Annotated in this window: 14 protein-coding genes; 9 read left to right on the top strand and 5 right to left on the bottom strand. The window is 69.5% G+C overall.

Annotation, left to right across the window (positions count from 1 at the left end; genetic code table 11):
* Positions 1-85: 85 nt before the first annotated feature.
* Genes purB through ACQPY0_RS56965 form a run of 3 tightly spaced genes read right to left on the bottom strand, consistent with a single transcriptional unit; the run spans position 86 to position 4,433 of the window.
* Positions 86-1,516 (bottom strand): adenylosuccinate lyase, encoded by a 1,431-nt coding sequence (purB, locus tag ACQPY0_RS56975; protein WP_432981645.1) that lies wholly within the window; start codon positions 1,514-1,516, stop codon positions 86-88.
* 14 nt (positions 1,517-1,530) lie between these two features.
* Positions 1,531-3,105 (bottom strand): hypothetical protein, encoded by a 1,575-nt coding sequence (locus ACQPY0_RS56970; protein ID WP_432981642.1) that lies wholly within the window; start codon positions 3,103-3,105, stop codon positions 1,531-1,533.
* A gap of 29 nt (positions 3,106-3,134) precedes the next feature.
* Positions 3,135-4,433: an acetyl-CoA C-acetyltransferase gene (locus ACQPY0_RS56965; protein WP_432981639.1), complete on the bottom strand. Its 1,299-nt coding sequence runs from the start codon at positions 4,431-4,433 to the stop codon at positions 3,135-3,137.
* Between the two features lie 92 nt (positions 4,434-4,525).
* Here ACQPY0_RS56965 and ACQPY0_RS56960 point away from each other — a divergent pair, with 92 nt between their 5' ends.
* The 7 genes from ACQPY0_RS56960 to ACQPY0_RS56930 all read left to right on the top strand — a co-directional run bounded on the left by ACQPY0_RS56960 (position 4,526) and on the right by ACQPY0_RS56930 (position 11,270).
* A complete protein-coding gene (locus ACQPY0_RS56960; RefSeq protein ID WP_432981636.1) occupies positions 4,526-5,842 on the top strand; it encodes a 3-oxoacyl-ACP reductase in 1,317 nt (438 codons plus the stop codon).
* A complete protein-coding gene (locus tag ACQPY0_RS56955) occupies positions 5,842-6,717 on the top strand; it encodes a MaoC/PaaZ C-terminal domain-containing protein (RefSeq protein WP_432981633.1) in 876 nt (291 codons plus the stop codon). The genes ACQPY0_RS56960 and ACQPY0_RS56955 overlap by 1 nt, the downstream gene beginning before the upstream one ends.
* Positions 6,677-9,004 (top strand): hypothetical protein, encoded by a 2,328-nt coding sequence (locus ACQPY0_RS56950; RefSeq protein ID WP_432981630.1) that lies wholly within the window; start codon positions 6,677-6,679, stop codon positions 9,002-9,004. Before ACQPY0_RS56955 ends, ACQPY0_RS56950 begins: the two co-directional genes overlap by 41 nt.
* Positions 9,005-9,024: 20 nt before the next feature.
* Positions 9,025-10,215 (top strand): dTDP-4-amino-4,6-dideoxygalactose transaminase, encoded by a 1,191-nt coding sequence (gene rffA / locus ACQPY0_RS56945; RefSeq protein WP_432981627.1) that lies wholly within the window; start codon positions 9,025-9,027, stop codon positions 10,213-10,215.
* The gene (locus tag ACQPY0_RS56940; RefSeq protein ID WP_432981624.1) at positions 10,212-10,613 is read left to right on the top strand and encodes a GtrA family protein; all 402 of its coding nucleotides are present in this window, start codon (positions 10,212-10,214) and stop codon (positions 10,611-10,613) included. The genes rffA and ACQPY0_RS56940 overlap by 4 nt, the downstream gene beginning before the upstream one ends.
* A 127-nt stretch (positions 10,614-10,740) precedes the next feature.
* Positions 10,741-10,917, top strand: coding sequence for a hypothetical protein (locus tag ACQPY0_RS56935; protein WP_432981621.1), 177 nt, complete (start codon positions 10,741-10,743; stop codon positions 10,915-10,917).
* A gap of 89 nt (positions 10,918-11,006) precedes the next feature.
* On the top strand, positions 11,007-11,270 hold the full coding sequence (locus tag ACQPY0_RS56930) for a hypothetical protein (RefSeq protein WP_432981618.1): 264 nt from the start codon (positions 11,007-11,009) through the stop codon (positions 11,268-11,270).
* A 236-nt stretch (positions 11,271-11,506) separates the two neighbouring features.
* On the opposite strand, the gene ACQPY0_RS56925 is transcribed toward ACQPY0_RS56930, so the two are convergent.
* Positions 11,507-12,085, bottom strand: a complete 579-nt coding sequence (locus ACQPY0_RS56925) for a PIN domain-containing protein (protein WP_432981615.1) — start codon at positions 12,083-12,085, stop codon at positions 11,507-11,509.
* Between the two features lie 31 nt (positions 12,086-12,116).
* Positions 12,117-12,662 carry a helix-turn-helix domain-containing protein gene (locus tag ACQPY0_RS56920; RefSeq protein WP_432981612.1) on the bottom strand — a complete coding sequence of 182 codons (546 nt, stop codon included), beginning with the start codon at positions 12,660-12,662 and terminating at the stop codon, positions 12,117-12,119.
* Positions 12,663-13,090: 428 nt separating this feature from the next.
* Here ACQPY0_RS56920 and ACQPY0_RS56915 point away from each other — a divergent pair, with 428 nt between their 5' ends.
* Both ACQPY0_RS56915 and ACQPY0_RS56910 read left to right on the top strand, forming a co-directional pair.
* Positions 13,091-13,381, top strand: a complete 291-nt coding sequence (locus ACQPY0_RS56915; protein WP_432981609.1) for a hypothetical protein — start codon at positions 13,091-13,093, stop codon at positions 13,379-13,381.
* Entirely contained in the window at positions 13,378-13,674 is a 297-nt protein-coding gene (locus ACQPY0_RS56910; RefSeq protein ID WP_432981606.1) for a ribbon-helix-helix protein, CopG family, read from the top strand. The genes ACQPY0_RS56915 and ACQPY0_RS56910 overlap by 4 nt, the downstream gene beginning before the upstream one ends.
* The last annotated feature ends 318 nt before the right edge of the window (positions 13,675-13,992 follow it).

Here is a 13,992-nt window from a genome sequence, read left to right as displayed (position 1 = left end):
AGGCCCGAGAAGAATCGCCCGAAAGGCATCCTATCCCGGCCCGGCGGCAGCCAAGATCGGCTGCGCGCCGGGCCGGGTGGCGGGGCTAGAGGATCGGCGGCGGGACGTACGCGCCCGCCGCCGGATGTGCCGCGACGACCGCGCCGATCTGCTCGACCACGGCGCTGACCTGTGCGGACGCGGCGCCGACGAAGGTCGACGGCGCCCCGACGAGGGCCCGGACATCGCCGGCGGAGAGCCGCAGCCGCTCGTCCCCGGCGAGCCGGTCGAGAAGATCGTTGTCCTGGATGCCCTTTTCGCGCATGGCGAGCGCCACGGCGACGGCGTGCTCCTTGATCGCTTCGTGAGCATCCTCACGGCCGACACCCCGCCCGACGGCGGCCACGAGCACCCGGGTGGTGGCCAGGAAGGGCAGGTACCGGTCCAGCTCCCGCGCCACGACCGCCGGATATGCACCGAACTCGTCCAGTACGGTCAAGAATGTCGCGAACAGCCCGTCGACCGCGAAGAACGCGTCCGGCAGGGCCACCCGCCGCACGACCGAGCACGACACATCGCCCTCGTTCCACTGGTCGCCGGCCAGCTCGCCGACCATCGACAGGTAGCCGCGCACGATGACCGCGAGCCCGTTGACCCGCTCGCAGGAGCGCGTGTTCATCTTGTGCGGCATCGCCGACGAGCCGACCTGGCCCGCCTTGAACCCCTCGGTGACCAGCTCGTAGCCGGCCATGAGGCGGATCGTGGTGGCGAGGCTCGACGGGCCGGCGACGGCCTGGGCGAGGGCCGACACCACGTCGAGGTCCAGCGAGCGCGGATACACCTGGCCGACGCTGGTGAGCACGTTGCGGAAGCCGAGGTGCTCGGCGACCCGGCGCTCCAGCTCCGCGACCTTGCCGGCGTCGCCGCCGAAGAGGTCGAGCTGGTCGGCGGCGGTGCCGACCGGGCCCTTGATCCCCCGCAGGGGGTAGCGCTCGATCAGGTTCTCCACGCGGTGGTACGCGATGAGCAGCTCCTCGGCCGCGGAGGCGAAGCGCTTGCCCAGCGTGGTCGCCTGGGCCGGGACGTTGTGCGAGCGGCCGACCATGACCAGCTCGTCGTACTGCTTCGCCCGCGCCGCGAGCCGGGCCAGCGCGGCGACCATGCGGTCGCGGACCAGCTCCAGCGACAGGCGGATCTGCAGCTGCTCGACGTTCTCGGTCAGGTCGCGCGAGGTCATCCCCTTGTGGATGTGCTCGTGCCCGGCGAGCTCGGAGAACTCCTCGATGCGGGCCTTCACGTCGTGGCGGGTGACCCGCTCGCGCTCGGCGATCGAGACCAGGTCGACGTCGGGCAGGACGCGCTCGTAGGCCTCGACCACGCCGTCGGGCACGGGCACGCCGAGGTCGCGCTGCCCCTTGAGCACGGCGAGCCAGAGTCGCCGCTCGAGGCGGACCTTCTCCTCCGGCGACCAGACCCCCACCAGCTCGGGGGAGGCGTAACGGGCGGCGAGCACATCGGGAATCCGCGCTTTGTTCACGCTTGCCATTGTGCCTAGGTCCGCGGCGGGTGATCGCGCTCGGGCTGGCCGTACTGCAGGGCGAGGCGGTCGAGGTACGACACCTGAGCGACGATCGCGAGCACCAGGAACAGCAGCAGCATCGGCAGCGGCAGGAGCCGGGCGAAGGGCAGCTCCTGCGGTCCGTGGAACTGCCCCAGCGCGGTGTAGATGGCCGTCTGCCCGGTCGGCTGCTGGATCGTGCTGCTGGCCCACGGCCACAGGGCGTCCTGCGCCTGCACGAGCCAGGTCGCGAAGTACGCGATCCCGAGCATCGGCAGCCCGGGCAGGAGCACCGACCACCACGACGCCGGTCGCCCCTCCTGCAGCAGCACCTCCCGGCGTATCGCCTGGCCGCGGAAGAGCATCGCGAGCAGGATCAGCGCCGGGATGGTCAGCCGGGACGGCGGGATGAGCCCGATGAAGGAGTTCAGCCGGCCCGCGGTCGCCCCCGCGGCGTAGGCGCGCAGCATGAGCGGGCCGACGCCGACGAAGAGGAACAGGCCGAAGGGGAGCAGGAGCAGTTCGCTGTACTTGCCCAGGGGACGCAGGCCGCTGATGCCGAACGCGGCCAGGCCGGCGGCCGTGACGCCGACGGCGGCGGAGATCAGCGGCGGTGCCCACGTATTGACGAACGTGTCCGGGAAGTCGGCGTTGTCCGCGGTGATGTGCCCGAGCCACGGCCACAGCCCGACGAGCGTGACCACCAGCACGACGACGAGCAGGCCGGCCGCCGGGCCGAGCGCCCACGCGCGGGTCTCGGGCTGCACGGAGGACACCTGCAACCGCAGGCCGGTCACGATGATCAGGGCGGTCGCGGCCAGGCCGAGCAGCATGAGCGGCACGAGCAGGACCGAGGAGGTGGCGGTGGCGACGCCGAAGTTGAAGTACACCAGAGCCTGCCGCGACATCTGCAGCACCGGCGTGTCGGTGTGCGCGTCGTGGCCCTCGCCCTGGAAGACCTGCGAGAACGCGAACTCCTGCAGGACCACGGCGACGACGCTCAGCACGGCCAGCAGCCCGCCGACGATCACCCCGGGCCAGGGGCCGCGGGCGGAGCGGAACGCGGCCAGGTACAGCGTCACCGCCACGGCCGTCGTCACGCCGAAGGTGCCGAGCCAGAAGGCCCAGCGCTGCGAGTGGCCCTCGGTCAGGTGCGCTGCGGCGACGCCGAGCGGGGCGAACGCGGCCAGCGGGATGGCGAGCGCGACCCGGGTGGCCCAGCGGCCGATCCGCCCGGAGGTGGCGCTCGCCCAGGCCAGGGCCGGGGCGAGCAGCACGACGGCGAGCAGCGGCAGGATCGTCAGGCCCAGCGCGTAGCCGATCGCGCCGCCGAGGCCGCCGTCGAACGCCTTGGCGTAGTTGTCCCAGCCCGCCGAGCCGCCGGCCTGCCCACCGAGCAGGCGGACGCCGCCGAACTTCTGGAAGGAGCTCTTGAACGTCCAGATCACGGGCTCGACGTAGGAGGTGATGAGCAGGACCAGCGCGGGGAGCGCGAGCACGAGGCCGACGACCACCTGCCAGGCGGGTCGCTGGGTGGCCGGGCGCAGCATCGTGGGCTGGACGGTCATGGGAACCACGATATTGGCAGCGGCCGAATTCAGCGCGACAAGACGGCGGCCACGCCCTGGCCGCCGGCGGCACAGATCGAGATCAGGCCGCGCCCCGAACCCTTCTCCGCCAGCAGCTTGGCCAGGGTGGCCACGATCCGGCCGCCGGTCGCGGCGAACGGGTGGCCGGCCGCCAGCGACGAGCCGTTGACGTTGAGCCAGGCTCGGTCGATCGGGCCGAGCGGCTCGTCGAGGCCGAGACGGTCCTTGCAGAACGCCGGGTCCTCCCACGCCTTGAGGGTGGCCAGCACCTGCGAGGCGAAGGCCTCGTGCATCTCGTAGAAGTCGAAGTCCTGCAGGGTGAGTCCCTCCCGGGCGAGCATCCGGGGGACCGCGAACGCCGGGGCCATGAGCAGCCCGTCGGCGCCGTGCACGAAGTCGACCGCGGCGGTCTCGGCGGTGTCGAAGTACGCCAGGACCGGCAGGCTGCGGGCCCTGGTCCAGGCCTCGGAGGCGAGCAGGACCACGGCGGCGCCGTCGGTGAGCGGGGTCGAGTTGCCGGCGGTCATGGTGGCCTGCGGCCCGCGGCCGTAGACCGGCTTGAGCTTGGCGAGCTTCTCCGCGGACGTGTCCGGGCGGAGGTTCTGGTCGCGGGCAAGGCCGAGATACGGTGTGACGAGATCGTCGAAGAACCCGCGCTCGTATGCGGCGGCGAGCCGCTGGTGCGAGGCCAGCGCCACCTCGTCCTGCTCCTGCCGCCCGATGCCGAACTCGGCCGCGGTCAGCGCCGCGTGCTCACCCATGGACAGCCCGGTGCGCGGCTCTGCGTTGCGTGGGATGTCCGGCTTGAGCTGGGTAGGGCGGAACTTGCTCGCCGCGCGCAGCCGGGCGCCGAGCGAGCGGGCCCGATTGAGCTCCATCATGATGCGCCGGGCGTCCTCGTTCACCCCGAGCGGCGCGTCGGAGGTGGTGTCCACGCCGCCGGCGATGCCGGCCTCGATCTGGCCGAGGGCGATCTTGTTGGCGACCAGGGTCACGGCCTCGAGACCGGTTCCGCAGGCTTGCTGCACGTCGTACGCGGGAGTCCTCGGGTCGAGGCGGGATCCGAGCACGGATTCGCGCGTCAGGTTGAAATCGCGGCTGTGTTTGAGCACCGCACCGGCCACGACCTCGCCGAGCCGCTCCCCGGCGAGCCCGAAACGGGCCACAAGCCCATCTATGGCGGTGGTCAGCATGTCCTGGTTTGATGCAGTGGCGTAGGCACTGCCCGAGCGGGCAAAGGGGATGCGGTTACCGCCGACGACTGCGACCCGTAACGGGATGTCCGAGCGGGTTTTCGAGGGGGCCATCGGAGTCTCCTTCTCGACGCGTCAGGGCATCCTGGCGTTACCCTACTCGTGAGTAGGTTAGCGCGTTGAGTTGTGACTGGGGAGGCACCGCAATGACCGACCGCTACGCCAGCTTCGCCCGCTCGGGCGCCGGAAGGTTCCTCGTCAAACGCCTCGGCCTGCCGGACCCGCCCCGGCTGCGACGCTACGAGCAGGGTGACGAGTTCGGCCCGGTCGCCCTCGGCGGCGCCGGGCGGCTGGCCGAGCCGAGCCGCCACATCCTCGACAAGCTGCCCGTCGCCGGGCGCGGCGCCGAGGAGCGCACCGCCGCGCTGGTCTTCGACGCGAGCGGCATCACCGGCAGCGCCGGGCTGAGCGCGCTCTACGAGTTCTTCCACCCCGTGATCCGCTCGCTGCGCCCGTGCGGCCGGGTGATCGTGCTCGGCAGCCCGCCGGAGCTGTGCACGAGCGCCCGCGAGGCGACCGCCCAGCGCGCGCTGGAGGGGTTCGTGCGCTCGGTCGGCAAGGAGGTCGGCCGCGGCTCGACGGCGCAGCTGGTCTACGTCGCGCCGGGGGCCGAGGAGGCGACCGAGTCCACCCTGCGTTTCCTGCTGTCGGGGCGCTCGGCGTACGTCTCCGGCCAGGTCATCCGCATCGGCCCCGCCACCGTCGACGTCCCCGACGACTGGGACCAGCCGCTGGTCGGCAAGACCGCGATCGTCACCGGCGCCGCCCGCGGCATCGGCGCCGCGATCGCCGCGGTTCTCACCCGCGAGGGCGCCCACGTCGTCTGCCTCGACGTGCCCGCCGCCGGCGAGGACCTGTCCCGGGTCGCCAACGAGCTCAAGGGCACCGCCCTGCAGCTCGACCTGACCGCCGGGGACGCCCCGCGCCGCCTCGCCGACTTCATCGCCACCCGGCACGTGCACGCCGACGTCTTCGTCCACAACGCCGGCATCACCCGCGACAAGACGCTCGGGCGCATGGACGAGGCGCAGTGGTCCGCCGTGATCGACGTCAACCTGGAAAGCCAGGAGCGGATCAACGACGTACTGCTCGCCGAGAACCTGCTCGGCGGCAACGGCCGGATCGTGTCGGTCTCCTCGGTCGCGGGCATCGCCGGCAACCGCGGCCAGACCAACTACGCCACCTCGAAGGCCGGCGTGATCGGCCTGGTCCAGGCCACCGCCGGCGCGGTCGCCGAGCGCGGGCTCACGATCAACGCGGTGGCGCCCGGCTTCATCGAGACGAGGATGACCGCGGCGATGCCGGTGTTCGTGCGCGAGGGCGGCCGGCGGCTCAACAGCATGTCCCAGGGCGGGCTGCCGGTGGACGTGGCGGAGACGATCGCATGGCTGGCGCATCCGGCCTCGGGCGGGGTGAACGGCAACGTCGTGCGGGTCTGCGGGCAGAGCCTGCTGGGGGCCTGATGGACGACGTCACGGTCCTTTCGCGCCCACCGCGGCTCGGGCCGATGTACCGCGCCGCCGCCCTGCGCCGCCATGTGGGCTCCTCGCTGCCCGCGCGGACCCTGCGCCTCGACGGCGTGTCCGTGGTCCGCGCGCACCTGGCCGCCTACGACCGGGTCTGCGGCTTCCGGCTCGGCGACACGCTGCCGGCCACCTATCCGCACGTGCTCGCGTTCCCGCTGGCCATGGCGTTGATGACCGCCCCCGACTTCCCGTTTCCGCTGCTCGGTCTCGTGCACGTCGCCAACCGGATCCACCTCGATCGGCCCCTCACGTCCGCTGATGCGTTCTCCCTGTCCGTACACGCCGAAGAGCTGCGTCCCCACGAGCGCGGCACGCGGCTCGACGTCGTCGCGACCGCCTCGGTCTCCGGCACAGTGGTGTGGACCGGGCGGTCGACGTACCTGCGCGTCACACGGCCGCGGGAAAAGTCGGGTGGTCGTGAAACTTTCGAGTTCTCGCCGACCGCCGTCTGGCGGGTGCCGCGCCGGATCGGCGGGGACTACGCGGACGTCTCCGGCGACCGCAATCCCATCCACACCAGCCGGATCCTGGCGCGGGCGTTCGGGTTCCGCTCGACGATCGCGCACGGGATGTGGACCCAGGCCCGGTGCCTGGCCGCGCTCGAGGGGCGGCTGCCCGAGGCCTACACGGTGACCGCCGCGTTCAAGCTGCCGATCCTGCTGCCGGCGACCGTGGGCTTCGCGGCGTCGGCCGGCGATGGCAAGGGGTGGCGGATAGCAGTACACGATCGAAGGACAGGAAAGCCCCACCTGGCCGGCCAGATCGTTGACCATGGCTGTGCAGACCCCGACGAGGGCGCCCGAGCTGACTGAACCCGCGGCGCCGGCGCCCGCCGCACCCAGCCGTCGCGGGCGCGGCTTCACCGGCCCGGCGCTGCTGCTGGCCGGCTGCGTCGCGGTGCTGTGGTTCTACCGGGTGCCGCCCGCGACGACCGGGCTCTTCGTGGTGTACCTCGCCCTCGGCGTCGCGCTGCCGGGGACCCTGTGGTGGCGGCTGCTGCACGGCCGCGGCTGGTTCGTCGCGGACGTGGCGGCCGGGCTCGTCGTGGGGTACATCGGCGAGGTCTTCTGCTATGTCGTCGCCCGGCTCCTCGGGGCCCCGCTCCTGGTGCTGCTCTTCCCGCTCGGCACCGTGGCGCTCTTCGGCCTCGTCCGGACCTGGCGGCCGTGCTTCTCCTTCGCCGGAGGCGAACGCCCGCCGGCCGCGTGGCGCTGGGCGATGACCGGCCTCGCCGCCGTGACGCTGCTGTGGAGCGTCAAGTTCTATCGGGTGTACGGCCTGAGCTACCCCGCCAACGCCTCCCCCGACACCGACTCGACGTTCCACCTCGCGCTGGTGGGCGAGGCGAAGCACCACATGCCGATGACGGTCCCGTGGATCCGGGGCGAGCCGCTGCTGTACCACTGGTTCGTCTACCCCGAGATGGCCGCGACGAGCTGGGTGACCGGCATCGAGCCGAACGTGCTGCTGCTGCGCCTGTCGATGCTGCCGATGCTGATGGGGTTCACGGTCCTCGTGGCGCTGCTCGCGCGCCGGGTCACGGGCGGCTGGTGGACGGGGCCCGCGGCGGCTGGGGTGACGCTGCTGGTCCTGGCGCCGAATCCGTACCAGTGGCAGCTCAACGCCTTCTACCGCGATCTCGCCTTCAGCGGCTTCGACGACGGCGCGGCCCTGCGCCAGACGGTCTGGACCGGCCCGACCCAGACCTTCGGCGCCGTCCTCTTCGTGCCCCTGATGCTGGTCCTGGTCGATCTCCTGCGCGGGCTCGGCAACCGGCGGCGATGGGTGCTCTTCGCCCTGCTCCTGGCGGGGATCACCGGCGGTAAGGCGACCTACCTACCCCTGCTCGCCGCGGGCCTCGCGCTCCTGGTCCTGCTCAAGCGCGGCCGGCACCGGCCGGCGCTGGCCGCGCTGGGGCTGACCGTCGCCGGCATCGGGCTGGGGCAGGTCGTGCTGTTCGGGGCGAGCAGCCAGGGGACGCGGCTGGCGCCCCTGACCGACGTGGCCACCGGTGGCATCGGCGTGACCACCGGGTTCAGCGCCGGGCGCGAGGGGTGGAAGCTGCTGGTCCTGGCCCTGCTGACCGTCCTGTGCTGGGCGGCGATCTGGGCCGGGGCCGCGTTCCTGCGCGCGCCGGCGCCGGAGCTGATCGTGATGCTCGGCATCGGCCTGGCCGGGGCGGTCGCGACCATGCTGCTCGGGCAGGACGGGGACAGCCAGCGGTACTTCCTGGAGTCCGCTCGTCCGTACCTCAGCATCGCCGCCGTCGCCGGCCTGTCCCGCCTGCTCCCTGGGCCGATGACCCGGCGCCGAGCCGTCGTCCTGCTGTCCACGGCCCTCTTCGGCGTGGTCGTGATCCAGGCATTGCAGTCCCTCGGCCGCCACGACATTCCCCGCTCCTCGCCCCTGGTCTCCCTGGTCGTTCCCTACGCGGTCCTCCTGCTCCTCGTCCTCGTCCTGTATGCAGTGCTCAAGCGGATATGTCCGCCACTCCGTGACGGACATATCCGACATTTCGCAATTTTTCGGCAGGTTACGGCTCCCGCGCTGCTGGTGGCGCTCCTGGCCGGGTTCGGGGCGAACACCAGCGCGCAGCACTTCCTGCTTATCGCGCAGGAGTCGCGGCAGGGCGGCTGGCGGGACGTGGTGCGCTCGCCGCAGTACGTCTCGGAGGGAACACTGGAGGCGGGCCGGTGGCTGCGCTCGCACTCCGACCCCGACGACCTCGTGGCGACCAACGCGCACTGCCTGGTGTTCCAGGGCGAGTGCAGCGATCTGCACTTCTCGATGACGGCGTACTCCGAACGGCGGATGCTCGTCGAGGGCTGGGGCTTCGCCACGACCGCCCACGGGGAGGCGCAGCGCCTGGGGACGTGGGTCGGGGCGGTGCCGTACTGGCGCCCGGACGAGCTCGCCGCCAACGACGCGGTGTTCGCGCACCCAACTGCGGCAAATGTGGACGAACTTCGCAATCGCTACCGAGTCCGGTGGCTGTTCGTTGATGAAACGCAGAGCAGCGTTTCGCCCAACCTTGCGACCTTTGCGAGTTTCCGCTTCCGGTCGGGGGTCTGCGTGGTGTACGAGCTGCCCCGATCCTGACGTGAGGTAGGCGCCGCACAGTGAAAGCCACGAAGCAACTCGCCGTCCCGTTCAACAAGGGCTACCTGACCGGTGCCGAGACCGCCTACATGCAGCAGGCGATGACGACCGGCCCGATGACCGGCGACGGCCCCTTCACCCGGCGCGCCCACCAGCTCCTGAACCAGATCATCGGCAGCCGCCACACCCTGCTCACCACGTCCTGCACTCACGCCCTGGACATGACGGCGCTGCTGCTCGACCTGGCCCCGGGCGACGAGGTGATCCTGCCGTCGTTCACGTTCTGCTCGACGGCCAACGCGTACGCCCTGCGCGGCGCCCAGCCGGTCTTCGTCGACTGCCGCGCCGACACCCTCAACCTGGACGAGCGCCTGGTCGAGCCGGCCATCACCGAGCGCACCCGGGCGATCGTGGTCGTCCACTATGCTGGCGTGGCGGTGGAGATGGACGCCATCATGGCCCTGGCCCGCCGCCACAACCTGGTCGTGATCGAGGACAACGCCCACGGCCTCGGCGGCACGTATCGCGGCCGCAGCCTGGGCTCGATCGGCGACATGGCGACCCAGAGCTTCCACGAGACGAAGAACATCCACTGCGGCGAGGGCGGCGCCCTGGTCCTGAACGACGACCGCTTCCACGACCGCGCCGAGATCATCCGCGAGAAGGGAACCAACCGCGGCCAGTTCTTCCGCGGCATGGTGGACAAGTATCGCTGGATGGACCTGGGCTCGTCCTACCTCCCGTCGGACCTCCTGGCCGCGTTTCTGACGGCCCAGCTGGAACACTTCCCGGAGATCCAGCGCCGCCGCATGCACGTGTGGAACAGCTACCACAACCGCCTGGCCACGTGGGCGGTGGAGCACGGCGTGATCCAGCCGACGGTCCCGGAGGACCGCACCCACCCCGCCCACCTGTACTACCTGCTGCTGCCGGACCTGGCGAGCCGCTCGGCGATGCTCTCCCACCTGCTGGAGCAGGGCGTCCTGGGCACCTTCCACTACCAGCCCCTGCACCTGGCCCCCGCCGGCCAGAAATACGGTCAAACCCGCCCCGAGGGCTGCCCGGTGACCGAGGACGTGGCCGACCGCCTCCTGCGCCTGCCCCTGTACGCCGGAATGGACGACGACGACATCGACCTGGTCATCCGCGCCGTGGAGTCCTACCACCCGGTCCGCCGAGCCCCCCGCCCGCCACTGGCCTGCCCCTCGTGACCGCGACGGTGGAGCGAGTGCTGTCCGACCGCCGCGTACGCTACGTGGCGGTCGGCGCGGTTTCCTCGGCCGCGTACTACGCGCTGTTCACAGCCATCTACCTGACCACGAGAAACCACCTGCACTACCTGGCGATCCCAGTGCTGGCCAACTTCGGCTGCGCCCTGATCACGTACCCCCTGCAACGCCACTGGGTCTTCCAGTCCAAGGGCCCCGTGCTTTCGGGCTTCCTGAAGTTCTACGTGGTCTGCCTGTGGGCCTTGGTCTTCACGTATGCCGGGCTTCCGGCACTGGTGGAACTCGCCCACGCGCCGGTCCTCCTGGCCCAGGCAATCCTGATCGTGACGGCCCCGCTGATCAACTACCAGCTGAGCAAACTCTGGGCCTTCCGCCGATAGCCGAGTTGTGGCGTTCGATGTGTCGTCCAGGACGCGCCGCTCGGCGATCGAGCATGAGGGGTTCATTCTTACAAGCCGTCGCTATGACTGATTAATCCAGTCATAGCGACGGAATCAAGCCATCATCATGATGGAAAGCAACACCTTATCCATCAAGGAGCGCCGCAAGATCGTCCGCTTGCTCGTTCGGGGCGCAGGATGGCACCTTTCGGGCATGCGTACCTTCTTCGACCTGGCGGTTCGCCGGTGGCGCGATGCCATGTTCGCTGATCGAGGCATGGCGGCCACGTCGTGGGCCCCCTGATCAACTACCGGACTGAGCAGGCTCTGGGCCTACCGGCGCTGGCAGGGTACTTTGGTACCAAGCTACCTGGCCACTATAGGGAGGACTCCGTGGCGAGCGCTTCCGCGCCGATCAAGGTCGACGTAGCCACCGACGAGCTGATCTCTCACGCTGCCCACTTCCTCGGCAAGTCCAAAAAGGACGTGGTGGACGCCGCCGTCCGTGAATACGTCGACGCCCACCGCGCCGAGATCAACGCGGGCATTCGTGCCGCCCTGGGCCGCCTCGACGGCTCCTCCAAGTCGGCCGTGGCACTGCTCGCAGATGTGCCGGCGGACCAACTCGACGATTTCGGCGGCCTGCCCGAAAGCTAGCACCAAGCGGCCGGCCCCTTGCCCGATCTCGGCTACCCGATAGATGCGCGGCTGGCGGCGTCGAAAGGATCCGCTCCCTCGGTGACCGCCTTTGATTCAAAGGCTTCACTGGCGGCCGCGTCGTCCGCTGGCCGCTTGCGCGGTCGTCCCATGTGCCTTGGAGCGGCCTGCTGATACCTGTAGTAATGGCACGACGCCAGCAGCGGGCAACTCGTACAGGTTCACGGCCACAATGCTCAGCGAACTCCACGGAAGATCGCCGCAACTTGATCCATGTGGTAACGGCTCACCAGCGCGTCCAGGACCTGATCGACAGTCCGCTCCGGTCCGCGCTTGCCAGAACGCTGAGCGATAGCCGACAGGGCGTTAGCTGCGCGAACTGGGTCAAGGGCGACGGTGTTGGCTGCAAATTCGCTAGGCGGCAGGACCTCGATCCCTAGAGGGAGGCGAGAAGCTGGAAAATCTTTCACGTTCGCCGTCACTACGGCGCCGGCACCAGCAACAACCGCCGCCGCAAGCACATGTTCATCATTCGGGTCGGGCAGGCCGAAAGTCCCGTCCAGGGGCTCCCAGCCTCGTACTTCAGCGTCATCAAACGCGGCCCGCATCCGGTCCACAAGGCGGCTAGCCCGCTGATTTGCCGTGACCTGCTCCTCACCACGGCTGACGAGCTTCACCGCCTCATGGTATTCAAGTTCGTCGAGGATTACCGAACTCCACACCGGTCGATACATTCCCTCAACTGCAAGCGACAACAGGAAGTCCCGCTGCAGGCTGGGCCAGAGAACGCATGTATCGAGAACTGCGGTGAACACGCCTGCATCCTGCCAGTGCGGCGAGGCCCTGTCATTCAGCTATGCCCCGACGCCGTGCGGCAACGACACGCCGAGCCTCGCGAAGCTGCTGCAATGCAGTGTCGAGGTCTTCCTCGTCGTCAATTTCGACGCTCGTCGCATCGAGAGCGTCATACTGCTCCGCGCGCCTCTGTTGGCGATAGGCCAGCAAGTCGCGCAGCAAGATGCGACGGTGAGTTCCAGACCTCTCGAACGAGATCTTTCCGCCATCAAGCAGCTTGATCACGGTGGGCCGACTCACCCCTAGAAGATCCGCCGCCTGCTGCGTCGTAAGCGTTTGAGTCTGCGGAGCCACGGTCACAGCAAGCCCCTGCTGGAGTGCCTCTACGACTTGGCGAACCGCTCGGTAGACCTCGACCGGAAGTTCCACCTGATCGCCGGCCGTAGCGCCGGCCAGGAAGTATCGAGGCTCAACAGCTCCTCGACCAGTCTTCTCATGGGCTTGCAGGAAGTCGTAGACCTGCGCAACCTGGGGGATCGCCTCAGGCAGGTACGTCTCCTGCTTCAGTGCCGCACCAGTCATGACAACCCCCTTCAACGCAAAAACCGTAGCACCTTTCGTTTCTTGCGTCTAGCCGAGGAGGCCTGGCGCATGATCACCACTATTTGTATCTGATATCACAAAGCCGTTCCGGCGTGTCGGAGCGATGACGCGCGCGGGTTCATGCTGCCCGTAGGGCACGGCGAGACGGCCGACTGATCGGTGAAGAGGCATGTTGGCCGGCGTTCGCGCTGGTCGACTGGCGTCGCGGCTGATCTTGGCGGAGGGCGTGGGATTCGAACCCACGGAGACGCGGAACGCCTCACCGGTTTTCAAGACCTGGGCACGCACCGCGCCTGAGCTGCCCTGATGGCCCTGACGAGGGCATCGATGACACTCCTCAGGCACGTCGCCCCCCGGGGCAGGCAGTGTAAATCTCACCGGACGTATGGCCATCGGAGTATTACCGGTAATACGATGCTCCCGTGAGCGAGTTGCAGTGGCGGATGCCGCAGCCGGATGAAAGTCCGCAGGCGACCTTGAGGGATGGGCTGACCGTGGCCGACGTCGCCGAGGCCCTGGACCGCGACGAGCGGCTGCAGCTCCGGGCGCACAGCGACCTGTTGCTGCTCGTGGTGGCCGAGACGGACGCCCTTGTGCTCGTTCGGGTGTTGCTGGTGCGCAACGACGACTCGTTCGTCTGGCGGGTGCACAACGCCCGTGTTGCCAGTGCCGTCGATGGTGAGCAGTGGAAGCAGAGGGGAGATCAGCGATGACCGGGACGCCGGATTTCGAGCGGATGAGCCGGGAGGAGATCGCAAACTGGCTGATGGAGGCCGACGACATCACTCCGTGGCGCGAATGGGCGAAGCCGTCGAGCCCTTCCGGGGCTTTCGTCCAGGTCGACCCGGCCGGCGAGGCGGTCGAGCGGGTCGTGACGGTGAAGATGCCAAGCGACATGGTTGCGAGGCTCGATAGCGCCGCCGGCCGCGACCGGGCCGGCCGATCCGGCATCATCCGGGCCGCAGTCGAGGAGTACCTGGAACGGCACCAGGGGGAAGCTGCATAGGCCAAGCGGCTACTGCTGCCTGTAACGCCCGAACGCCTCACCCGGTTTCAAGGCCGACGGCTGTAATGCCCGTGAGCTGCAAGACAGCCGCGCGGGCGAGCATCCATGGCGCAGCTCAGGCACCGATGGTGCAGCTAGGGTAGCGCGTCATGCCGTCAGGAGGGTCGGCGGGCAAGGCGCCGACGATCGGCAGGGGCGGATCTTCGCCCGAGTATGCGGCAACGTTGGAGCATGTACGCATCGTAAGTGTGAAAACACGTAAGGCTACAGGAAGTGAGGACTAACCGGACGGACGGCGCGAAATGCCTACATTACAAG

Origin of the sequence: Dactylosporangium sp. CA-233914 (genome assembly GCF_050942935.1) — a bacterium.
Classification (GTDB): domain Bacteria; phylum Actinomycetota; class Actinomycetes; order Mycobacteriales; family Micromonosporaceae; genus Dactylosporangium.
Note: the sequence above shows the minus strand (reverse complement) of the source record. Positions and strands in the feature narration are given on the sequence as shown.

Bases quoted from the DNA above. Each gene is read 5' to 3' on its own strand.
- ACQPY0_RS56970 (WP_432981642.1), bottom strand. From the start codon at position 3,105: ATGACCGTCCAGCCCACGATGCTGCGCCCGGCCACCCAGCGACCCGCC.
- ACQPY0_RS56965 (WP_432981639.1), bottom strand. From the start codon at position 4,433: ATGGCCCCCTCGAAAACCCGCTCGGACATCCCGTTACGGGTCGCAGTC.
- ACQPY0_RS56960 (WP_432981636.1), top strand. From the start codon at position 4,526: ATGACCGACCGCTACGCCAGCTTCGCCCGCTCGGGCGCCGGAAGGTTC.
- ACQPY0_RS56955 (WP_432981633.1), top strand. From the start codon at position 5,842: ATGGACGACGTCACGGTCCTTTCGCGCCCACCGCGGCTCGGGCCGATG.
- ACQPY0_RS56950 (WP_432981630.1), top strand. From the start codon at position 6,677: ATGGCTGTGCAGACCCCGACGAGGGCGCCCGAGCTGACTGAACCCGCG.
- ACQPY0_RS56935 (WP_432981621.1), top strand. From the start codon at position 10,741: ATGATGGAAAGCAACACCTTATCCATCAAGGAGCGCCGCAAGATCGTC.
- ACQPY0_RS56910 (WP_432981606.1), top strand. From the start codon at position 13,378: ATGACCGGGACGCCGGATTTCGAGCGGATGAGCCGGGAGGAGATCGCA.